Here is a 20,812-nt window from a genome sequence, read left to right on the forward strand (position 1 = left end):
TTCTTTGCGCCAACGGTAGTAGGTCTGCTCGCTGACCGCGATCCGCCGGCATGCCTCGGCGGTCGTCCCGCCCTGGCCCAACACGATTTCAACTTCACGCAGCTTCCCGATGATCTCTTCGGGCTTGTGCTTCTTCGCAGGCATTCGTCGTCCCTTCCTTGATCCAGACCCTTATAGTCGATGGACCACTCAGAAGGGGGCAGCTCAGTGCCGCGATGAAGGAGCTGGACAATACTGATAAACAGGAGGTCGGACGCTGGGCCAACAACCGTGTTGAGAACAGGCACCTGTCGTTCCGACGACGGGAGCGCGCTATGCTGCGTTTCAGGTGAATGAAGACTCTGCAGAAGTTCGCTTCGGTTCATGCCAATGTCCACAATCACTTTAATCCCGGACGCCACCTCGTCGACCGTCAAACCTACAAGCAACGACGCTCACGCGCCCTGGCGGAGTGGCAGGTCCTGGCGAGCTAAGCGGCTGTGCTCAAAGCCCGACCTGCATCGTGTGGAGAGCGGTTCGCATTAGACTGACTGCACCCTGCCCGCGCACCAGGTCGACCGCCTTCACGATCACCGCCTTCTGCGTCTTCGTTCCTGTCGGATGCACTGCCCAGTTCGACTGGCGTTGAAGGCGATCGAGAGCTTTTCGACCTCGCCGAGCGCCTTTCGCCATTTCGCTTCATCACCACCAGCCGCGCCGACGATCACTTCGAGCAGAAGGTCGCGTAGCTCTTCGGGGGTGTGGACGCTACCCTGACTTATCCGGCGCGGCTGTGCGGGTTTTGACTTCTTTAACATGTTGAAGCAGTATCTTCGATTATCATGATACGGAAAGAGTTGATCCGACACATTGTGGATAAAAATCCATCGCTTAGGCCTGAGCAGGTCGAACAATGCGTGCGCAGCGTTTTCCGTTGCATTGCTAAAGGATTGTTAGCTGGCGACCGCATTGAGCTCAGGGGCTTCGGTGTATTCTCTGTTAGGTCCCGTAGGGTAAGAATGGGACTGCAGGCCGGCGCTAGCGCACAGACTGTGTATGCATCGTATCGCGTACCGCACTTCAAAGCCAGCCGTATGCTGCTTCCGGCAATTCAGACAAAACCTTCGACGGACAGAATTCCCGCGAATATGCCGCGCCAGCTAGGTCGAGTATCAGGCGGGCGACGATAAAAATGCGCCGGCTTCGTCTGCTCCGTTGACCTCGACCGCTGCGCGCAAGGGTGGGAGTCCCAACCTTTCGATCACGCCCCCCATTCTGGTCCTTCCTCATCGGGATAAAATGCGTGCGGATCGAACACCGGTCTCCCTCCGGCGCGCATTGACCGCGGGGCAGGCGGCGCGCGCTGCGGCTCCGTTGGTGCGGTGGGTAGGGTAGGCAGCCCACCTCCGAACCGGATCCGTATATAGGCCCCGGTGTGCACAAGCCCCTGGAACACCGCGACCACCTCGTCTCCCTGCATCCGCTTCCCGATAAGCGGCGCGCGCTCGGCGCTGACGTAGCCCATCTGGATTCCGCGTTCGGACCATACGGCGATCGCATTTCCGTCGTGTTCGTTCTTCGGCTCGGGGCGTAGCTCAACCGGATCACCTGGCGCGCAGAGCATGATTTCCATACGCCTGTTCGACTTGCTCTTATCAGGGTTCGGGAAGTCGATCCCAACGATCGTGGTGGTCAGCTCGTCCATGGCAAAACACTATGCGCTTGCGCGGACGTAGGAAAGTCATAGGCCTAACCCCTATGCCGTTCAGCGCCTCCGACTTGATTATATCGGGGGGTATGCTGGCGACCCTTGTAGCTGCGACTGCGTGGTTGTTCGCGATTGGTAGGCGATACGAGAACACGGGGCGTGAACGATCCGCGCGATGGCTTCACGTGTATCTACACGAAGGGGGGCTTGTTCGGGCCTTGATAGCGCGATGGAGCCGGCAAGGTCGGCTAACGGATCAAAGCGACAAATCCAGGGATTGAGTTGCGCAATTCGGTCGGCAGGGGTTAACCTCTACGAATGGACCAAGCATCTGACGCCAAGGCATGATGCGCAACCCGCGTCCTCGACCGGTGACAATCTGGTGGCGACTTGAAATGATCGGTGCCGCCCTGTTGATGACCGCAACCTTCGTCTCTTTTGTCGCGAGCTTCGTCTGATGTGCAACCGCGCGCGCAACCGAAGCGAGCCCGAGACGCTGATTGAGCGCTTCGGCGGCGGCTGGCTCACCGACAAGCCAATGGACAACCGCTTCAACCCCGTCGAGCTAGCACCACGCAGCCGGGCTTATGTGATCCGTCGCCAAGCTGACGCGACCGGGCTCGACGTGATGAGCTGGGACTTGCTCGGCAAAGGCGCTTCGTACCCGATCACGAACGTCCGCGACCTGAAGCGCTGGCGGCCGCGGCTTGAGAACCCCGAGGGACGGTGCCTGATACCACTGACCGAATTCTGCGAATGGACCCCGGAGAGCTTCAAGGTGGGCGAGGGGCGGCCGATCAAAGGTGAAATGTGGTTCGATGTCATCGACCAGGATGTGTTCGCTGTGGCCGGCGTTTGGCAGCAGTTAGGTGCCCAGCGCTGGTTCGCCATGGTGACGTGCGATCCGAACGAGTTGGTCGCGCCGATCCATCCCAAAGCGATGATCACGGTTCTGCACCCTAATGATCACGAACGGTGGTTGACCGGTAGTTATGACGACGTGGTTGCGCTGCAGCGACCATATCCTGCGGAACAGATGACGGTGCGCGGACCGGTGTTCCCTACGCGAGGAGGCAGCACGAATGCCTGATCCAGCGCCATTGTCGGAGCGCGAAGTCTGGCAGAGGCTGCAGCGATCGTCGCTGATTTCGGCGATGGCGACGTACGGCACGTCGGTGAGCGGCTTTTCAAAATCCTCCGCAAGACGGCGCCTCCTCATGACTGGCGTCGGGTCGCCTGCGCCGTCGACGCCTTTGTTGGAGCACGCTTCCCACAGCAGCGTCCGTTTGCCAACGGGTCCAAACCCGCCAAGCACGTGTTCCTTCCTCGACCGGCGAGAAGAAGCGGTTTAACTTGAACTAGCGGCGCGGCGGATCGGAGAGCAGAGTGCTCGAGCTAGAAGAAATGATGAAACGCCAGCAGGCGTTGGCGACTTTTGGCGAATTCGCGATCCATTCCGAGGACCTTGACGCGGTGCTCATGGAAGCATGTCGGCTTGTCGGCGAGGCGACCGGGACGGGCCGCGCAAAGGTCCTTGAGATACAGGAAGGTCGGCAGGAGCTGCTCGTCCGAGCAGGCGTTGGCTGGGCTCCAGGCGTGGTAGGTACGGTTCGCCTTCAGATGGGCGAGCGCTCGTCCGAGACATACGCCATCAAGGCAGCCAAACCGGTCGTCACGCAAGACATCGCCAAGGACGACAGGTTCGACGTTCCGCCCTTCATGAAGCAAGCCGGCGTCGTCGCGCTCGTCAATGTACCGATCTTTGTTCCAGGCCAGCGTCCTTACGGCGTGCTCCAGATCGACGATACAAAGCCGCGGGATTTCGGTGACGACGAGATCGAGTTTCTGCGGACCTATGCCATGATCCTCGGGCCGGTCATCGACCGTCTGCACTTGGTCGAAGAACGCGCACGAGACCGGGAAGTGATAAGGGCCAGCGAGACGCGAAACAGCCTTTTGATTGGAAGCTGGTCGCAGGCGCAGTGGGAAACCGATGCCAACGGCGTCGTCGTCGCAGACAGCCCGAGCTGGCGCGTCTATACTGGTCAGACCGTCGACGAGTGGCTTGGTTACGGATGGCTGGACGCGATCCATCCCCACGACCGGGCATACGCCGAGAAGCAATGGCGCGAGGCTATCGCCGCACGCGGGCTAGTCGACGCGGAGTTCCGCCTCCATGCCCCCGATGGCGGCTGGCGCTGGACCAATGTTCGCGCTGCCCCCGTGCTCGGGGCGGACGGAAGCCTCGTGAAGTGGGTCGGAATGAACATCGACATCGACGCTCGCAAGCGTGCCGAAGCAGCGCTGCGTGAAACTGAGGAACGACTGAGAACACTGATGGAGGGCATTGCGCAGTTGGTCTGGCGCGCGGTGGGCGTGGGTGAGTGGACTTGGGCCAGCCCGCAATGGGCTGCCTATACGGGCCAGACCGGCTCCGACAGTCATGGTCGTGGCTGGCTTCGAACCGTGCATCCCGACGACCGGGAGGCGGCCCTCGACGCTTGGAGCCACTCTATGGAAGATGGTGGCTATAACGTTGAGTATCGCATCTGCAACGTCGCTGGCGATCAATACCGCTGGTTCCAGAACCGCGCGACGCCCTTGCGCGGCAGTTCGGGCGAGATCATCGAATGGCTCGGCACTTCGACCGACGTTCACGCTTTGCGAGAGCTGCAAGAGCGCCAGCAGGTGCTCGTCGCCGAACTTCAGCATCGCACCCGGAATCTCATCGGCGTTGTGCGCTCGATCAGCGACAAAACTGCGCGCGCAAGCGCCGATATTCCGGATTTCCGCAGCCGCTTTCGCGACCGTATCGAGGCGTTGTCGCGGGTCCAGGGCCTGCTTTCCCGGCTGAACGACCTTGACCGGGTGACCTTTGACGAACTTATCGAGGCCGAGCTTGCCGCCGTGAACGGCACAGCCGAACGCGTGACGCTCCGTGGTCTTGCCGGCATACGCCTGCGCTCATCTACGGTACAGACACTCGCCATGGGACTGCATGAGCTGGCGACAAATGCCGTTAAATATGGCGCGTTGGGGCAGTCGGGCGGGCATCTGGACGTCACATGGTCGATTAAGCAATTCGGTGAAGGCCGGAAGCCATGGCTGCACATCGATTGGCGGGAACGTGGCGTCCAGATGCCGCCCACCGGATCAGCGCCGCGCGGCTCCGGCCAGGGCCGGGAGTTGATCGAGAAGGCGCTACCGTATCAGCTGAGCGCAAAGACTACGTACGTGTTCGAGCCCGATGGCGTTCATTGCACGATTTCGATTCCGGTATCGGCGAGCACGGATGAGATGCAGCTTGCGGAAGGCTAAGGTTGGGATGAACCGCCTTCGGAGACCGTCGTTAATTCTTATCATGCTCGAACCGTCGGCACTCCCGCGATGTCCGTCGTCCACGCCGGCGACCGCATTTCCGACCGCGCTTTCCACTCCCGCTTGAACCCCTGCGACGCGGTCACCGCCGTCCACGTGCCGAACCGGCCGTTGATCGAATCCAGCGCCCCCATCAGCCGATCGCGTTTCGTGGTATCGGCTTCGAACAGCGTCCGCGGCCGCTCGTCCTCGGGCACCAGGTCGTCAAGCATGATGCCGGCCTTGGTATAAGCGTATCCATCACGCCACGCCTTCTCTGCGCCGCGCCTAGCGGCTGCGATCAGCTCCAGGCTGTCGTTCGTCATGGGGTGGAGCGTCACCATCCGCGACCCACCGTACTGCGGTCGGTCCGGCTTGTTTTTGTTGGTATGGAAGAATGCGGTCAGACGAGCGGCGACAAGCCCGTGCGACCTAAGCTTTTCGCCAGCACGCAACGCGTATTGCGATAGCGCCCCCATCATTCGTTCGAAGTCGCAAACTGGGGTACCGAACGACCGCGTCACCGCCATGCCCTTCCGGCGCGGCTCGACCGACTCGACGGCGTTGGACGGCACGCCGCGCAGTTCAGCGACCAGCCGCTCGAGGACGACGGTCCCGACGGCACGTGCCTGCTTCATCGGCATCTCGCGCAGCTCGCCTGCGGTATGGATGCCGAGATCGATGAGCTTCCGCGCCGTCGCGCTGCCAACGCCCCAAACGTCGCCGACCGCGAACGCGTGCATCACGTCCCGGCGCGTCTCGTCGTCACGCAGATCGGCTACGCCGCCGAACCGCGGGTCCTTCTTGGCGGCGGCATTCGCCAGTTTCGCCAGCGTCTTTGTGTCCGCGATGCCGACGCAGGTCGGGATGGTCGTCCAGTGCTGAACCTGGGCCCGCATCGCATGTGCGTGCGCAACGAGATCCCGCCGCTCGAAACCGGCCAGGTCAATGAACGTCTCGTCAATCGAGTATATCTCGACGTCCCGGGCGAACGGTTCACAGGCTGCGATTACCCGGCGCTGCATGTCGCCATACAGGGCATAGTTCGACGACCGAACCTGAATGCCGTGCTCGCGCACCTTGTCGCGCAGGTGATGAATCGGGTCGCCCATCTTGATCCCGAGTGCTTTCGCTTCCGCGGATCGGGCGATGGCGCACCCGTCGTTGTTTGACAGGACAATGACCGGCACGCCGACGAGGCTGGCGTCAAAGGCACGCTCGCAGCTCACATAATAGTTGTTGCAGTCGATCAGCGCGATCGGCGCGCTCATGCCATTTTGCGCGCGACGCCGACTACCACGCCCCAGATTTCGACATGCTCATCGACGAGGATGTCCGCGAACCCCTCCGCCTCCGGCACGAGCCAATGCCGACCATCGACCCAGTTAAGACGCTTCAGCGTCCGGTCGCCGTGCACCAGCGCCACTACGATCGCGCCCGCCCGCGGTTTCTTGGCACGGTTCACGACAATTAGGTCGCCGTCGTTGATCCCGGCGCCGGACATGGATCGCCCATCGACGCGCATAATGTAGCTCGCGGCCGGGTGCTCGACGAGCCAGGCGCCCAGGTCGATCGGCTCCTGCATGTCGTCCTGCGCTGGCGACGGGAAGCCAGCCGGGGTGTCGCACAGGAAGAACGGCACCTCGCGTGGCACCAGCTCGAACGGAATTTCATGGAGCGTCAATTCGGACGGCGCGGGGCGTGGGGCTGACCGGAACAGCTTGAGCGTGCCCATCAGAAGATCGCAGCGAGTAGAAGTTGCTCATGACGAACCGCCAGCACGGATCGCGCTTCCTGGGCTGCACCGACCGCCTGCCGGTAATGCACGGTGCCGAAGCGTTCCGCCTGGTCGAAACTGACGGGAGCCCGTTCCTCCGTCGGGTAGACGTTCTCGTAAATGGCGCGGGCAGCCGCCCGCAGTTGCAGATCGTGCTGCATTTTCGTTCTCCAGCAGTGTCGAATCACCGCGGGGCGGCGTTGGCCTAGGTACGCGCACCGCTAGCCGATTCGCAAGAACATTGCGGGAACATCGAACAGGTGCGATGCACGGCTCGACGATTCGAGGAGCCTGACCATGACCGAGCAAGACAACGAGCAGCCGGAGCAGACGATCACGTTCGGACGATGGCTACTGACGCAGCGCGACCGCGGGGATTGGATCGACGGCATCGCGGACGCGGCTCGGGCCGATCGGACTTTCCCGAAGAACGGTGATCCGAAGGCTGTTCGCGCCCACCTTCGCAAGCAGCAGGCGGACGGGGATGCGTTTGTCGCGGTAGACGATGCCGAAAGCGACTGGATGGCGCTGTAGCAAATGGTGCTATTACCGCTTTTAGCCGCCGCACTCGCGCCGCCGTTCGCTTGCACTGTAACCCGCGTCCATGATGGCGACGGCCCGCCGTGGTGTTCGAACGGGATCAAGGTTCGCATAGCCGGCGTCCAGGCGCCGGACTTCGAGAGCGCGGAGCCGTGCCGCATCCACCGGGCAGGCTATACCTGTTCGAACGCCAGCGCAGAACGTAGCCGGGTGATCGTTGAACGCTTGACGCTCAACCGTACGATGCGCTGCCAACCGATGGGCAAAAGTTATGCGCGCGTCGTTGCCCGCTGCACCTTGGCGGACGGACGCTCGCTCTCTTGCGCGGTGCTCGCTGCCGGTGCTGCGGTCCGGTGGGACAGCTATTGGCAGCGCTATCGCATGGGCGAGTGTATATAACGCCGCATGGCCCTTGCGACCGCGTTCCCGGACGGTAGGCTGCCTATCATGAAACGGCGAGTGTCAGTGCGGAATCAGCACGTGGAGGTCCACGTCGAGCAGGCGGAGCCGGGCGTCTGGAAAGCAACGGGCGAGTTTGCAGGGAAGGTGTGGAGCATCACGGGCAAAACCGCGAACCGCGCGGTGTCCGATTGGGCCGTTGCCGTCAGCCGGTTGGGACCGCCGACAGCGACGTAACGGGAAGCATCTACGCCCGCGGCAGGTAAACGGGACAACTTAACTGTGATCGCTTCCGATAGCCCAACAGCGAAGCACGCGAACGCTGCCTGTGGGTTTGTCCCTATTCGGTACTTTCGCCGTTCCTAACACTTGTAAGCCGCCCGCTTCTCTGTGAAGTTTCGAGCAGAGCTCGCCGGACCAAGACGGTAGATGCTCGGCGTCCCACCCGCGGCATCTTCGGTGTCACACGGCGCGGGCGGGACGCTTTACCCCCCGTTAAGACGGCAGAGGTAAATGGACTGAGAGGGCTTCGCTTCCAGTGCAGAGTATCCTCAGCGCCCCGCCAGCTTCATTCACACGGACACGCGGGGCGCTTATCGCTGACCGGCTTTACCGGACGCCGAACCCCGCCGTGCTGTTCTCCCCGTCGTCGGTTCGTTCACGACCGGCCAGGACGTTCTCAAGCTCGGCAAGCGAGTGCGGCACGTCGATGTGCTGCGCCCCGGGAAATAGGCACGACCCGTTACCTTCGGGCACCGCGTGGGTCAGCTTGTCGATGTCCACCATCGCTTTGCCTGTAGGCAGCATTTCGATCTGAACGAATCGCATCTTCGTCTCCGTATAGCGTTCCGCACCTTCTGCGGCACGAGGCCGATAACGATCCGCTGAGCCCGAAAGCTGCGCCGCGCGTTGAAGCGGCGAGGAGACGACCAATGACCGACGAACCGAAAACCGACGACCCAACCGAGAGCGAAAAGGCTGCGGAAATGGAAAAGGTGCAGAAGGACGCAGCCGAAGAGCGCGAGAACGAAGGCGGTTATCAGTAGGGCAGAAGGGGGCGACCAGCTGCTTGGCCGCCCCGCGACTCCGTTGCCGCCGCTCCAGGGCGCGGCCGGACCAGGGGCCAAGTATCGTGGCGACTGAGCCCAAGTGGCTGACAGCGGCAAAAGCAAAGCTCGGCACGAAGGAAGCAGCGGGATCTGCGAACAGTGCGACGATCCTGGGTTGGGCGAAGCGGCTCGGTACGAAGGTACTGGGCATTATCTACAACGCCGACAGCGTTCCGTGGTGCGGCGTGTTCGTCGCATATTGCCTGCAGGAGGACGGTATCGAGCCGCCCTCAGTCGCCGTTCGGGCAACGTCGTGGTCGACATGGGGGCAAGCCCTTCGGCCGGAGCGTTTGGCGCCTGGGGCGATCATGGTGTTCGAACGACCGGGCGGTGGCCATGTCGGCTTCTATGTTGGCGAGGATGCGAAGGCGTATCACATACTCGGCGGCAACCAAGGGGACGCGGTCACCATTGCCAGGGTAGTGAAAACTCGGTGCATCGCGCGGCGCTGGCCACCCGGCCGCCCCGTGATAGGCAAGCCGGTTCAAATCGCGTCGGGCAAGCCAATCTCTAGCGACGAAGCGTAGGCTGCATCATCGTGTAGCCGCGCGAGCCAGTTAACCGCCGTGGCGCCATTCCCACTCCGGCTTACCGGGTACGGTTGATTAGCTCTCGCTGATCGATTCCGGCCATAGGTCTCGGTAAAAGAAAACCGTCGGTTCGTTTAGCGGGAGCAGGCCACAAATTTCGCCTGCTGCCACCCAGCCTGTCCGCCTTAGGAGCGTTATAGCAGCGCCGTTAAGCGCGCCGGTCGAAATGAACACCCGGCCGGTCAGCACCGTGTTGAGTGCGCCGATCAAAAGCTGCGCGATACCGCTTCGGCGGTACGCATCATCGACTACCAGCTTGTTGACGTAATCCTTGCCGACACAACCTCCGCGCTGCCAAGCCACATAGCCGACAACGACGTTCTCAACCTCTGCAACCAGCATCCGCCTTTCAACGATCTCGGCAATGCGGTCGCCGGGGAAAGGATCGAATGTCATCAGACGCGACAGGTCGTACGGCTCAGCGATGCGGATAACGGTCATTCATAATGCCTTCAAAGAAGGCAGGAATTACGACACGCCGGTTACATGAGAGCAAGCGCCAATTTTGGCGTTGTCAGACCAACATGGCAGGCGGGGCGTGGGGATGATACCAGCGGTGGATGAGCCGAAAATCGAGGGCACTGCCGCCTAGCCCGTTCCGCCGTTTCAACTCGTCGCCGGAGGTGATCCGGCTCGTGGTCATGATGTACGTCCGATTTCCGCTTTCGCTTCGCAACGTCGAGGACTTGCTGTTCGAGCGCGGCATCGACGTCTGTCACGAGACGGTGCGGATGTGGTGGAACAAGTTCGGCCCGTTAACGCCGGCGACATCCGCCGTCAGCGGGTAAGCGCGATGCGGGTCTTTCGCCACTGGCGCTGGCACCTCGACGAGATGTACGTGAGGCTGAACGGCGAGATGGTCTACCTCTGGCGGGCGGTCGATCATGAGGGCGAGATCCTCGAGAGTGATCTTGCCCCTATTTCGCCGGACAGGTTCAAGCGGTTGAACCCATTGCGCGATGCTCGCGCGGCGAACGCGTTTTGAGACCCGAGTGCGGGTGGTGTTCGTTGTAGTCTTCGATCCAGCCAGCGAATGATGTCAACGCGGTATGTGCATCTGGCAATGGTGAGACGCGGACGTAATCTCGTTTGAGGGTGTGTACGAATGCCTCGGAGATGCCGTTGGACTAAGGACTGCGGACCGGTGTGAAGCACGGCTTCAAGCCTAGCTGCCGCGCAAAGATCCGGGTCTCGCGGGCGGTATAAGCCGAGCCGTTGTCGGTCAGCATCTCGACCATCGACATTGCGCGCGGTCCGCCGAAGCGAGTCTCTACGGCTTCCAGCATGATGTCTCGCACATCGGAACCGGTGATGCCGGCGTTGGCGGCCGCGCGCCAGGCGATCACCTCGCGGTCGTGCGCATCGATGATGAAGGCGGCTCGGATGATCTCACCGTTCCAGCACGTGAACTCGAGGCCGTCCGAGCACCAGCGCAGGTTTGAACGTATGGCCACGACAACGCCGTCGTGGCCGTAGTCGGGCCGCTCGGTGTAGCGTCGTGCCAGCAGCAGGTGGTTTACGCCATGATCCGGTAAATGCGCTTGTGGTTGGCCGGGTCAGCTCCTTCCGCGCGGAGCTGACGGTTGAGGACCGCCGCGATGCGGCGGTAGCCATATGTTGGCCGCTGCGCGGCGATTTGCTGAATGAGCGGCAGCAGTTGCGCGTCGTCAGCCTTGGTATAGCGGCCGCGCGTCGTGATGCTTCCAGCGACGCGTCCATATACCGTTGATCGTGCTACGCCGATCGTGCTCGCCACCAAGCTCACCGGAAATTTTCCGGCAGCGGCGAGCGCATGAGCAAGGTCGCTTTTTTTGGGCGCGAACGGTCGAGCGCTTCCTTGAGGATTTCGACCTCCAGCGTCTTCCGGCCGAGCTGGCGCTCAAGCTCACGAATGCGGCTCTCCATCTCACGCACTTCGCGGTTGCTGGTCACGTCATCGTCACCTGTGACCGCGACACACCCACCTTCGAGCATAAGCCGCCGCCAGCGGTACAAAAGATTGGGTGCGACGCCGTTGCGGCGGGCGACAATCGAAATGCTCTCGCGACCGTCGAGTGTTTCCTCGACGATCCTCAGCTTCTCCGCGGCGCTCCAGTGACGGCGCCGACCGCCATCGGTGATGATCTCAGACAAGGACATAAGCCTATGCTCAGGGGCTATCCCTAAGCCTCCGTATTAGGCTCAAACCTGTCCGGGTGAAACGGGGGCCAGTTCAGGAGCTACATTACCAAAACCAGGGACAAGGGGGCAGCGCTCACCTTCATGAAGAAGGCGCTGAAGCGTCATGGTAGGCCCGAGACGATTACCACCGACGGACTGCGCTCGTACGGTGCGGCGATGAAGGAACTGGGCAATACCGCTAAGCAGGAGGTTGGACGCCGGGCCAATAACCGGGTTGAAAACAGCCACCTGTCATTCCGACGAAGGGATCGCGCAATGCTGCGTTTCAGGCGAATGAAGACCCTACAAAAGTTCGCCGCGGTCCATGCCAATGTCCACAATCACTTTAATCTCGAACGCCACCTCGTCGACCGCCAAACCTACAAGGAACGACGCTCAGCCGCCCTGGCGGAGTGGCAGGTCCTGGCGAGCTAAGCGGCTGTGCTCAAAGTCCCACCTGCATCGTGTGGAGAGCGGTTCGCGTTAGACTGACAGCACCCTTCAGCGGAACGCGACGACTGGCACGACTGCCTGGACCGCTACGCGCAAGTCGCTGTTCTCGGCGGCCGTCCCGCGCCGACACTGGCTAGGGATGCGTTAGCGGCATGTGCCGACAAACGGAAAATCCTGCTACTTCAGTTACGGCGTGCGCGGGCTGCAGGTGACCAGGGGCCTGACACGCCGGCGTTTACGACGGCAGCCCTCGCCGATGAAGATCGCGACGCGGTCATGCGGGTAATCGCCTTGTAAACCGTCATCGGCGACTGCGTTAACGAACAGGGTGGGTGCCGTCCTGCAAACCCTGCTTATAGAGGTTGCAGTCCATCGTGAGCGTCAGCCGTCCATAGGTGGAGAGCCCGTTCCGATCAGCATAACTTTTTACATGCCCCTCCAGGTCGCCGCTGCGCAGAGCCTCCCGACAGATGCGGATGATAACGGCAAACTGCAGTTTGTTTCTCTGTTCGGCAGCGCGAACCGCGGCGTTGGCGGGTGGCCGCAGTCCTCCGTCAAGACGGGGCGGGTTCGCGGTGTGAGTTGCAAGCAAGAGGGCAACGAAAATCATATGCCCCCTAGATTGTCCTGATCGTTACGCATCATGACTTTCCTTTCTTGCCAGTTGCAGGTCCCCTGCAAACCTGGGGTGGTTCAGTTCGTCATGGTTCCATTTTTCAAGCATTTGGCGCTGCTGACGAAGCCAAGGCGATCGAAAATGCCTGCTTGGGTGACGCAGGTGGAACCTACGTGGGGCGCGTATGCGAAACTAATGTTACTCGCGGGACGATGCAACCTCACAGATGCGTCGGCAGTTTGTCACAATCGATGGTTAACAAGTCTTTCTAGTTTGAGGTCGCTCACGGCGGATCTGCAAAGCCTGCTGATTCACAGTGCGACCGCATTCTGCGGCTCGGTCACATTGGCTAGGGTCGTCAGAGCTACCTGGGGAGATTTTTGTGGACCTGTCCAACTACGTTCGCGTCGGCCGCTACGACTTGCCGGAGCCCACCCGTACTGCTGCGCCGGCCGGCAATCTGCTCGGGCAGGAAGCGTCGGGCGTTGCTTACAATTGGGACACTGACACGCTGTTTATCGTGGGTGACGGCGGCCGATCTGTGACCGAAGTCAGCAAAACCGGCCAGCTGATCAGCACGATGACGTTGTCGACGGGCAGCAGTCCGCAGGGCACCGCCTTCTACGATCCCGAAGGCATCACCTATATTGGTGACGGCCAGTTCGTGATGACCGAGGAGCGCGACCGTAACGCGGTCAAATTCACTTATGAGGCTGGCGGAACACTGGAGCGCACCGAAGCCCAGATCGCCAACCTTGGCACTTTCGTCAACAACACCGGGCTGGAAGGGCTGACTTACGATCCGATCACAGAGGGCTTTATTTTTGTAAAGGAGATCAGCCCCGAGGGCATCTTCCAGACGACGATCGATTTCGCCACTAATCTCGCCAGCAACGGGTCGGCAACAACCCAAAACAGTGCCGATCTGTTCGATCCCGCGAATGCTGACCTAAGCGATTTCGCCGACGTGTTCGCGCTGTCCAACCGACCGAGCGGCATCGGTCAGGCCGATCAGGACCATCTACTGGTACTTAGCCAGGAGCAGGGCAGAATCGTAGAAGTTGATCGCAACGGCAACGTCTTGAGTACGCTTCAACTTGCCTTAGACGCGGGCAATCCGCTCAGCCTTGCCGATCAGCAGCACGAAGGCCTGACGGTCGACAGTAGCGGCCTCATCTACGTTGTCAGCGAGAATGGCGGCGGCGACATCAACCATCCTCAGCTATGGGTCTATGCGTCAAGCAAGGCGACGAACAGCGCGCCGACCGCGCTTGCGCTCGGAAATTCGGTCGCGGCGATCGCCGAAAATGCCGTCACGGCGCCACGCATCAAGGTCGCGGACGTTAGTGTTATCGATGACGGACTGGGCGCAAATGCGCTGGCGGTTACCGGGGCCGATGCCGCGGTCTTCGAAGTTGACGCAACGGGCCTCTATCTCAAGGCAGGCACCGCACTCGATTACGAAACGAAGGCTAGCTATTCTGTGATCGTGACCGTCGACGATCCGACGGTCGGTGCTATGCCCGACGTAAGCACGGCGTTCACGATCGCGGTCATCGATGTTGCCAATGAGGGCGGACCGGCAAGCCTTTTTATCTCGGAAGTGGCGCCATGGGCCAGCGGCAACGCACCTTATGGTGCCGACTGGTTCGAGGTGACGAATGCCGGAACGAGCGCGGTTGCGGTCACCGGCTGGAAGGTCGACGATAACTCGAACAGCACGGCCAGTGCTGTGGCGCTGAACGGCGTCGCAAAAATCGCCGCCGGCGAATCGGTGATCTATGTCGAAGGGACCGCGCAGACCGCCGCCGCCTTCGTCGCCACATGGTTCAGCGGCAACGTGCCCGCGGGGCTGCAGGTCGGCTATTATTCCGGCAGCGGCATCGGTCTGAGCACCGGTGGAGATGCACTCAACATCTTCGACGCGCAGGGCAACCGGCTGGCGGGAATATCCTTTGGCGCCTCCGATGCCACGTCGCCTTACCAGAGCTTCGACAACAACGCCGGGCTGAATGGGACGACGCTGCCCCTGCCCGTCGCCGCGACCCTCAGCGAGGTCGGCGTCAATGGCGCATTCGTGGCCGCCGGCGATCCTGCTGAGATTGGCTCCCCCGGCAGTGCCGGCAAGCTTATCATCACCGAGGTCGCCCCATGGTCCAGCGGCAACGGCCCGGTCGGCGCGGACTGGTTCGAGGTCACAAACACCGCTTCCTTCGCAATCGACATCAGCGGCTGGAAGGTGGACGACAGTTCGCAGTCACCCATCGCCGCGGTGGCGCTGAACGGGATTGGATCAGTCGCAGCAGGCGAGTCAGTCATTTTCCTAGAGACGAACGATTTGGCGACTGCGTCTCGCGCATTCATCGACACCTGGTTCGGCGGCTTCGCTCCTGAGGGCCTTCAGTTCGGCAGCTACAGCGGGTCGGGCGTCGGCCTTAGCACTGGTGGCGACGCGCTCAACCTGTACGACGCAAACAATCGACTGCGTGCGACAGTATCGTTCGGACAGTCCGTCAACAACGCCACGTTCGACAACAACTCATTTAAAGACAACGTCACGCTGACGCAGATCAGTTCAATTGGTGTCAACGGCGCCTATACAGCGCCCGGCGATACCGCGGAGATCGGGTCGCCTGGTGGTCAGGCACTGTTGGCGATCAACCCCGTCGTCGGTACAAGCGGTGGGAACGCGCTGCTCGGCGCCGACAACGCCGACTTGCTGACCGGACTTGCCGGGAACGACGATCTGAGGGGCAACGGCGGGTCTGACATCCTAATCGGTGGCGCCGGTAACGACACGATGAGGGGCGGCAACGGAGGCGACGTGTTCGTGTTCAGGGCCGCGGACGGCGCGGGCCGGGACCGCATAATCGACTTCTCGTCAGAAGACGTCCTACTGACGGACGTGCAGATCTTCGATAGCAACGAAAACGGCACGATCACATTCGGTCGCAATAAGGCGCTTGATCTGGCGGGTGGTACGGTCGTGACGATCACCAGCGACACGGGCGCGGGCATTCGCTCGCTTGAGTATGACGGTATTTACCATGACGATGCGACCAATCGGGACTATTTCGTTTACAGTTTGCCCGGTTCGTCAGCCGGTCTGGAAACGTTCGGCAATTTCTGACCCGGAACGTTCTCACTAACTGCACGGTAGGGGCGCACTGCGGGGCGCCCCTATATGCATCGAGTTCGATCCAGCACTTTAAGGTCGAGACAGTAAGCGGCACCCCTCCTGAGAATTAAGGCTGGCGGACCTCAAGGATACGACGCCGGCACGAAGATCAAACGGCGCAAGTGCCATTCCTCGACTGCCACGCTCGCCGAGAAGCTGGGTGCCGTGGTACATTGTGCAGAGGCTTTGTCAGACCAACGTGGCAGGCGGGGAGGGGGGATGATACCGTCGGTGTATGAGCCGAAAATCGAGGGCACTGCCGCCTAGCCCGTACCGCCGTTTTAATTCGTCGGCGGAGGTGATCCGGCTCGTGGTCATGATGTACGTCCGATTTCCGCTGTCGCTGCGCAACGTCGAGGACCTGCTGTTCGAGCGTGGTATCGACGTTTGTCACGAGACGGTGCGCATGTGGTGGAACAGGTTTGGCCCGATGTTCGCCGGCGACATTCGACCGCAGCGGGTAGGTGCCTTCTCCCGCACTGCCCGGAGCGCTGGCCGCTAGAGCTCTACTGGGATGCGGCCAAACAGGAGAACGAGATTGGCCGCGCGCAGGGTGTGACAGCTGCCTTCAACGGGATAATTCGCCAATTACGCCGTGCCGGGCGGTATGAAGAGGTTTCGGAACAGTGAGTATCAGACTACCGCGCGCAGCCATTGAGCGTGTGCCCGAAAGCACGAGGATTGTCAGCGTGGAGCGCATGTCGCGTGCGTTCACGAAATACCATCTGGATGACGGCCGTGCGCTCCACAGGTTCAAGGCCGAAGAACCCCATGAGACGCCGCACGACCACCCATGGAGCTTTGAAACCGAGATACTTGATGGCGGGTACGTCGAAGAGGTGTTTCACCTCGACGCTTGCGGCGGCTGGCACACCGAGTTGGTTCATCGGGTCCCGGGCGCAACATACCATGTCGAAGCAGAGCATATCCACCGGATCGTTGAGCTGCCGAACGGCGAATGCTGGACGATCGTGCGTGCCGGACGGCATGAGCGCGAAACCAGGTTCTGGCGCTTCGGGAACACTGTCCAATTCCGCGCGTGGCATGAACGACGATGGTTGCTTTATACATGATTGCACACGGCGTGGTGGTATCCCGCCATAAGGGTGCTGGTCGATTTCCCCCGTCGCATTGAGGCCCGGTAGTTCCGTCGGCCGCCAGATGCGTCGCGCGATGAAGCACGGAACATTCTTGTTCCCGTTATGTCCTACAGGATTGCACTTGTGCATATGCCGTTCGACGAGTCGAACGGATGTAAGATCATGCACTATCCAGGATCACCTTGGCCGGAAGGGCTAAACGACGAGGAGGCGCTTCAGCGCCTGCAAACGCTTTGTTTGGGAGCGTGCGACGGTATTCAGGACCTGTCGGACGACGCTCGGTACAAGGCGCTGCGCAGGACGCTTTTAGGACGGACCGACCTCCGCCCCGTCGCGCCCGCGTTCCTTGCCGCCCAGCCGAATCTCGAAGCCTTCGTTCGGCACGTTCGTGAGACCAAGGACCGCACTCGGCGTCGTGAGATGGTCCGTGAGCAGTTCAAGCCGCTCTGGGACGAAATCCGCGAAGCGGCGGCGATCAGCTCGGCGTCGTGGACGGGTCGTCCCTCTCTTCGCGAGCAGGGCGCGGTGGTGCGCGCGTTGGCACCGGTCGCCCTGGAAGCCGTTCAGCGCCTGATTGATGACGAGGTGCGGTCGCGGGACAACGGTGGGCCAGTGGACGCCGACCGAGCGGTCGCGCTGGAGCAGCTGAAGTCTCTGCATCGGGCTCTCGGGGAACTGATAACTTCCGCAGAAGCATCATGGCCGCTCGATCCGGTCCTGGACCGCATGCGGTCGATCGGCCGGGACGCAAAAGTGGCTCTCGGCAAGGCGACTGCGGCCCTGCCGATTACCACATCAGCGCTGATCGCATTCGGGAGCGTGGTCGGCATTGTCGAGTTCTTCGTGGGCAACGTCGTCGTGGCCGTCGCCGCCGGGGGCATTGCGGGCAACACGCTGAAGGACGCCATGTTGAAGAAGGATCCTGCCGTTCCAGTGACGGGATGACGGCTCACTTGTGCGGGACTGACGTTCGAACGGCCGAGATTGGGCGACTCCGGCCTGTCCGCTTCTGGGGCCCGCATTTTCGTGGGGAACGGCGATACGTGGTGGGTGCGCGAACCCGCTGCGCGGGAGGGGTGCTTGTTGCAGGGTTGAGGTGAAGGAACGGGCGTTGCGTTTGGATTGAGCGCGGCAGGAGGCAGGCAGAGCATCGGGGCTCCATCAGAAGGAGCCCTGCCATGACCACCCTCGTTCCCATTGCCGTCAGCCCGCTACGCCAGCGTCTCATCGACGAGATGGAGATACGGCGCTTCGGCTATGAGACGCAGCGCAACTACATCCGCGATGTCGGCCGGTTCGCGACGTTCCTGGGGCGCTCGCCGGACACCGCAACCGCGGAGGACGTTCGGCGCTTCCAGATCGAGCAAGGCGAGCTGGACGTGCCGGCGCCGACCATGAACGCCATCGTGTCGGCACTGCGGTTCTTCTTCACGCAGACGCTCGACCGGCCCGATCTGGCGCGCAAGCTGGTCCGGATGCGGCATGAGCGCAAGCTGCCGGTGGTGCTGAGCCAAGACGAGGTGGCGCGGCTGCTCGATGCGACCACGTGCCTCAAGCATCAGGCGGCACTGTCCGTCGCCTATGGCGCGGGACTGCGCGCGGCCGAGGTCGCCGCCCTCAAGGTGCGCGACGTCGACAGCGAGCGCATGCTGCTCAGGGTCGAGCGCGGCAAGGGCGGTCGGTATCGCAACGCCATGCTCCCGGTCGGGCTACTGGCTTTATTGCGGGAGTGGTGGCGGGTCGGTCGGCGGGAGCGCGTGTTGCACGTCGATGGCTGGCTGTTCCCCGGCCAGCACTACCTCAAGCCGCTCAGCACCCGGCAGCTGCATCGCATCGTCGTGGAGGCGAGCGTCGCGGCGGGCATCGGCAAGCGCGTTGGACCCCATACGTTGCGGCACTGCTTTGACACGCACCTGCTCGAGGACGGGATCGACGTCCGCATCATCCAGACGCTGCTGGGACACGCCAAGCTGGAGACCACCGCTTATTACACCCAGGTCGCCACGCGAGTCCTGCGCAACGTCACCAGTCCGTTCGAACGGCTGGCGACGACCGCTGCGGAAGGGAGGGCGCCCAAGGGCTGAGCCGCGTTGCGCGCTTCACTCGAGGTCGCCGACATCTTCCGCGCTGCCGGTCCTGCGTACCGGGCCGCCCGTGCCGGGCACCTGAGCCTCGACCAGCTCAAGGTGATGTCGGCCATCGAACATTGCCGCACCGCCGTGATGGGCGGTCACGTCGAGGCCTGCACCGACTGCGGGCATTGGCGGGTCGCCTATAACAGCTGCCGCAACCGGCATTGCCCGCGATGCTAGGCGGCGGCGGCGCGCACCTGGCTCGCCGAGCGCGAGGCCGACCTGCTACCGGTGGGCTACTTCCACGTCGTCTTCACACTCCCCGCCGAGGTCGCCGACATCGCATGGCAGAACAAGGCCGCGGTGTACGGCCTGCTGTTCCAGGCGGCATCCGAGACGATGACGACCATCGCCGCCGACCCGAAGCATCTGGGCGCCCGCATCGGCATCACCGCCGTGCTGCACACATGGGGGTCGGCCATGACCCACCATCCGCACATCCACATGATCGTACCGGGTGGCGGCCTGTCGCCCGATGGAAGCCGCTGGATCTCGTCGCGCCCGGCGTTCCTCCTGCCAGTGCGCGTCCTCGGCAAGCTGTTCCGCCGCCTGTTCCTCACCCGGCTGATGGCGCTGCACGAAGCCGGGCGGCTCGGCTTCTACGGCAGCCTCGCCCACCTCGCTGACCGGCGCGCCTTCCTGCGTCACCTGGCGCCCGTCAGGAAGAAGCGCTGGGTCGTCTACGCCAAGTCGCCGTTCGCCGGGCCGGAGACGGTGCTTGCTTACCTGTCGCGCTATACCCACCGGGTCGCCATCTCGAACAGCCGGCTCCTGTGCTTCGACGAGGCCGGGGTGACGTTCCGCTACAAGGATTACCGCCGGGGCGGCGCCGACCGGCAGCAGGTCATGACGCTCGCCGCCGACGAGTTCATCCGCCGCTTCCTGCTCCACGTTCTGCCGAAGGGCTTCCACCGCATCCGTCACTATGGCCTGCTCGCGGGTGCCACCCGCAAGGCGCATCTCGACCACGTCCGCCAGCTGCTCGGGGTCGCTCCGCCGGTCACGGCCGATGCGCGGGTCGAGCCGAACGACACCCGCCCGCCATGCCCATGCTGCGGCGGGCACATGGTCGTCGTCGAGACCTTCGAACGTCAGCGCCAGCCCCGCGCGCCGCCTGCTCCTGCGCCGCTACCCGGGACACAGGCGTCGTGACCCGGCACGGCCTGACAGCACCATACCCCGCAGCATCCATGCCTGCGGAGCCGATGTCACCTGCGCCGATCGCCGTCGGCGATGTCCCTGCCTTAAGCCAAGCTGAGCTGCCCACGCGGGTGAGCCCGTCATGGCCACCTAGACTCAGACAATCCGCATCCAGGGTCGCGTCCGCACCCGCCGTGCCGCTCGTCACCCCGGCGGGTCGAAAACCGAAAACCCCATAGCACACCGCTCGTGACCCGCGGGTTCGGGCCTCCAAGACTTTCGTACGCCTGCCGGCATCCGAAACTCTTCAGGGATGCTGACTGTCTGGTATTGAGAGCGAGGTTGTCATAGCTGACGTTGCCAGCGCGTTGAGCCAGATTAGGCGCTTCGGATCGGCTGCCGAAGGATAGTTTTGAGCTTTTTTGGGTCAGTTTTGCGAGGGTCGCTGAGATAGACCTGAATAGCCCCTAGATTTCTGGACGCCTTCAATCCTAATTTTGAGAACAGGAGGCGACGATGGGGAAGCCCAATTTCAGCGATGAGTTCAAGCGTGACGCGGTGGTGCAGATCACAG

At 62.2% G+C, this 20,812-nt stretch carries 20 protein-coding genes and 6 pseudogenes; 15 read left to right on the forward strand and 11 right to left on the reverse strand.

Annotated elements, in window-relative coordinates:
• On the reverse strand, window positions 1-144 hold a 144-nt coding region (locus U1701_RS17970; protein WP_332783971.1), incomplete at its 3' end, for a transposase.
• A 20-nt stretch (window positions 145-164) separates the two neighbouring features.
• Here U1701_RS17970 and U1701_RS18810 point away from each other — a divergent pair.
• Window positions 165-473 (forward strand): annotated as a pseudogene (locus U1701_RS18810) (DDE-type integrase/transposase/recombinase); the annotation flags it as partial.
• A 96-nt stretch (window positions 474-569) separates the two neighbouring features.
• On the opposite strand, the gene U1701_RS17975 reads toward U1701_RS18810, so the two are convergent.
• A complete protein-coding gene (locus U1701_RS17975) occupies window positions 570-893 on the reverse strand; it encodes a hypothetical protein (protein ID WP_332783950.1) in 324 nt (107 codons plus the stop codon).
• On the opposite strand from U1701_RS17975, the gene U1701_RS18815 reads away from it, so the two are divergent.
• On the forward strand, window positions 822-1,169 hold the full coding sequence (locus U1701_RS18815; RefSeq protein WP_443026097.1) for an HU family DNA-binding protein: 348 nt from the start codon (window positions 822-824) through the stop codon (window positions 1,167-1,169). The two genes, U1701_RS17975 and U1701_RS18815, sit on opposite strands and share 72 nt — an antisense overlap.
• A gap of 71 nt (window positions 1,170-1,240) precedes the next feature.
• On the opposite strand, the gene U1701_RS17980 is transcribed toward U1701_RS18815, so the two are convergent.
• Complete coding sequence (locus tag U1701_RS17980; RefSeq protein ID WP_332783951.1) at window positions 1,241-1,684, reverse strand: HIRAN domain-containing protein; 444 nt, start codon at window positions 1,682-1,684, stop codon at window positions 1,241-1,243.
• Between the two features lie 460 nt (window positions 1,685-2,144).
• On the opposite strand from U1701_RS17980, the gene U1701_RS17985 reads away from it, so the two are divergent.
• Together U1701_RS17985 and U1701_RS17990 are read left to right on the forward strand one after the other, a co-directional pair.
• Window positions 2,145-2,777, forward strand: coding sequence for an SOS response-associated peptidase family protein (locus U1701_RS17985; protein ID WP_332783952.1), 633 nt, complete (start codon window positions 2,145-2,147; stop codon window positions 2,775-2,777).
• A 296-nt stretch (window positions 2,778-3,073) separates the two neighbouring features.
• Window positions 3,074-5,005 carry a PAS domain-containing protein gene (locus U1701_RS17990; protein ID WP_332783953.1) on the forward strand — a complete coding sequence of 644 codons (1,932 nt, stop codon included), beginning with the start codon at window positions 3,074-3,076 and terminating at the stop codon, window positions 5,003-5,005.
• A gap of 41 nt (window positions 5,006-5,046) precedes the next feature.
• Here the strand turns inward: U1701_RS17990 and U1701_RS17995 are convergent, their stop codons facing one another.
• The 3 genes from U1701_RS17995 to U1701_RS18005 are packed head-to-tail and all read right to left on the reverse strand — an operon-like array spanning window position 5,047 to window position 6,982.
• Window positions 5,047-6,315, reverse strand: a complete 1,269-nt coding sequence (locus U1701_RS17995; RefSeq protein WP_332783954.1) for a Y-family DNA polymerase — start codon at window positions 6,313-6,315, stop codon at window positions 5,047-5,049.
• Complete coding sequence (locus U1701_RS18000) at window positions 6,312-6,779, reverse strand: LexA family protein (RefSeq protein ID WP_332783955.1); 468 nt, start codon at window positions 6,777-6,779, stop codon at window positions 6,312-6,314. Before U1701_RS18000 ends, U1701_RS17995 begins: the two co-directional genes overlap by 4 nt.
• Complete coding sequence (locus tag U1701_RS18005) at window positions 6,779-6,982, reverse strand: hypothetical protein (RefSeq protein WP_332783956.1); 204 nt, start codon at window positions 6,980-6,982, stop codon at window positions 6,779-6,781. The genes U1701_RS18000 and U1701_RS18005 overlap by 1 nt, the downstream gene beginning before the upstream one ends.
• 136 nt (window positions 6,983-7,118) lie before the next feature.
• On the opposite strand from U1701_RS18005, the gene U1701_RS18010 reads away from it, so the two are divergent.
• Both U1701_RS18010 and U1701_RS18015 read left to right on the forward strand, forming a co-directional pair.
• Window positions 7,119-7,355, forward strand: a complete 237-nt coding sequence (locus tag U1701_RS18010) for a hypothetical protein (RefSeq protein WP_332783957.1) — start codon at window positions 7,119-7,121, stop codon at window positions 7,353-7,355.
• Window positions 7,356-7,358: 3 nt separating this feature from the next.
• Entirely contained in the window at window positions 7,359-7,760 is a 402-nt protein-coding gene (locus U1701_RS18015) for a thermonuclease family protein (protein WP_332783958.1), read from the forward strand.
• 609 nt (window positions 7,761-8,369) lie between these two features.
• On the opposite strand, the gene U1701_RS18020 is transcribed toward U1701_RS18015, so the two are convergent.
• Entirely contained in the window at window positions 8,370-8,588 is a 219-nt protein-coding gene (locus U1701_RS18020) for a hypothetical protein (protein WP_332783959.1), read from the reverse strand.
• Window positions 8,589-8,892: 304 nt separating this feature from the next.
• On the opposite strand from U1701_RS18020, the gene U1701_RS18025 reads away from it, so the two are divergent.
• Window positions 8,893-9,396, forward strand: coding sequence for a TIGR02594 family protein (locus U1701_RS18025; protein ID WP_332783960.1), 504 nt, complete (start codon window positions 8,893-8,895; stop codon window positions 9,394-9,396).
• A gap of 78 nt (window positions 9,397-9,474) precedes the next feature.
• On the opposite strand, the gene U1701_RS18030 is transcribed toward U1701_RS18025, so the two are convergent.
• The gene (locus U1701_RS18030; RefSeq protein ID WP_332783961.1) at window positions 9,475-9,900 is read right to left on the reverse strand and encodes a GNAT family N-acetyltransferase; all 426 of its coding nucleotides are present in this window, start codon (window positions 9,898-9,900) and stop codon (window positions 9,475-9,477) included.
• A 119-nt stretch (window positions 9,901-10,019) separates the two neighbouring features.
• Here U1701_RS18030 and U1701_RS18035 point away from each other — a divergent pair.
• Window positions 10,020-10,366 (forward strand): annotated as a pseudogene (locus tag U1701_RS18035) (IS6 family transposase); the annotation flags it as partial.
• 28 nt (window positions 10,367-10,394) lie between these two features.
• Here U1701_RS18035 and U1701_RS18045 read toward each other — a convergent pair.
• Window positions 10,395-11,598, reverse strand: a pseudogene (locus tag U1701_RS18045) (IS3 family transposase).
• 63 nt (window positions 11,599-11,661) lie between these two features.
• Between U1701_RS18045 and U1701_RS18050 the strand changes: the two are divergent.
• Window positions 11,662-12,054 (forward strand): annotated as a pseudogene (locus U1701_RS18050) (DDE-type integrase/transposase/recombinase); the annotation flags it as partial.
• Window positions 12,055-12,388: 334 nt separating this feature from the next.
• Here the strand turns inward: U1701_RS18050 and U1701_RS18055 are convergent.
• The gene (locus U1701_RS18055; RefSeq protein ID WP_332783964.1) at window positions 12,389-12,682 is read right to left on the reverse strand and encodes a hypothetical protein; all 294 of its coding nucleotides are present in this window, start codon (window positions 12,680-12,682) and stop codon (window positions 12,389-12,391) included.
• 388 nt (window positions 12,683-13,070) lie between these two features.
• Between U1701_RS18055 and U1701_RS18060 the strand changes: the two genes are divergently transcribed.
• The 6 genes and pseudogenes from U1701_RS18060 to U1701_RS18090 all read left to right on the forward strand — a co-directional run bounded on the left by U1701_RS18060 (window position 13,071) and on the right by U1701_RS18090 (window position 20,250).
• Window positions 13,071-15,818, forward strand: coding sequence for an SdiA-regulated domain-containing protein (locus U1701_RS18060; RefSeq protein WP_332783965.1), 2,748 nt, complete (start codon window positions 13,071-13,073; stop codon window positions 15,816-15,818).
• A 283-nt stretch (window positions 15,819-16,101) separates the two neighbouring features.
• Window positions 16,102-16,329 (forward strand): annotated as a pseudogene (locus U1701_RS18070) (IS6 family transposase); the annotation flags it as partial.
• A 226-nt stretch (window positions 16,330-16,555) separates the two neighbouring features.
• Window positions 16,556-16,939: a hypothetical protein gene (locus tag U1701_RS18075; RefSeq protein ID WP_332783967.1), complete on the forward strand. Its 384-nt coding sequence runs from the start codon at window positions 16,556-16,558 to the stop codon at window positions 16,937-16,939.
• Between the two features lie 156 nt (window positions 16,940-17,095).
• The gene (locus tag U1701_RS18080) at window positions 17,096-17,911 is read left to right on the forward strand and encodes a hypothetical protein (protein WP_332783968.1); all 816 of its coding nucleotides are present in this window, start codon (window positions 17,096-17,098) and stop codon (window positions 17,909-17,911) included.
• 233 nt (window positions 17,912-18,144) lie between these two features.
• Window positions 18,145-19,050, forward strand: coding sequence for a tyrosine-type recombinase/integrase (locus tag U1701_RS18085; protein ID WP_332783969.1), 906 nt, complete (start codon window positions 18,145-18,147; stop codon window positions 19,048-19,050).
• Window positions 19,051-19,056: 6 nt separating this feature from the next.
• Window positions 19,057-20,250 (forward strand): annotated as a pseudogene (locus U1701_RS18090) (IS91 family transposase).
• Between the two features lie 366 nt (window positions 20,251-20,616).
• Here the strand turns inward: U1701_RS18090 and U1701_RS18095 are convergent.
• A partial coding sequence (locus U1701_RS18095; protein WP_332783970.1) for a hypothetical protein occupies window positions 20,617-20,812 on the reverse strand: 196 nt, incomplete at its 5' end.

This window comes from Sphingomonas rhamnosi (assembly GCF_036663615.1).
In the GTDB taxonomy this organism is placed as follows: Bacteria; Pseudomonadota; Alphaproteobacteria; order Sphingomonadales; family Sphingomonadaceae; genus Sphingomonas.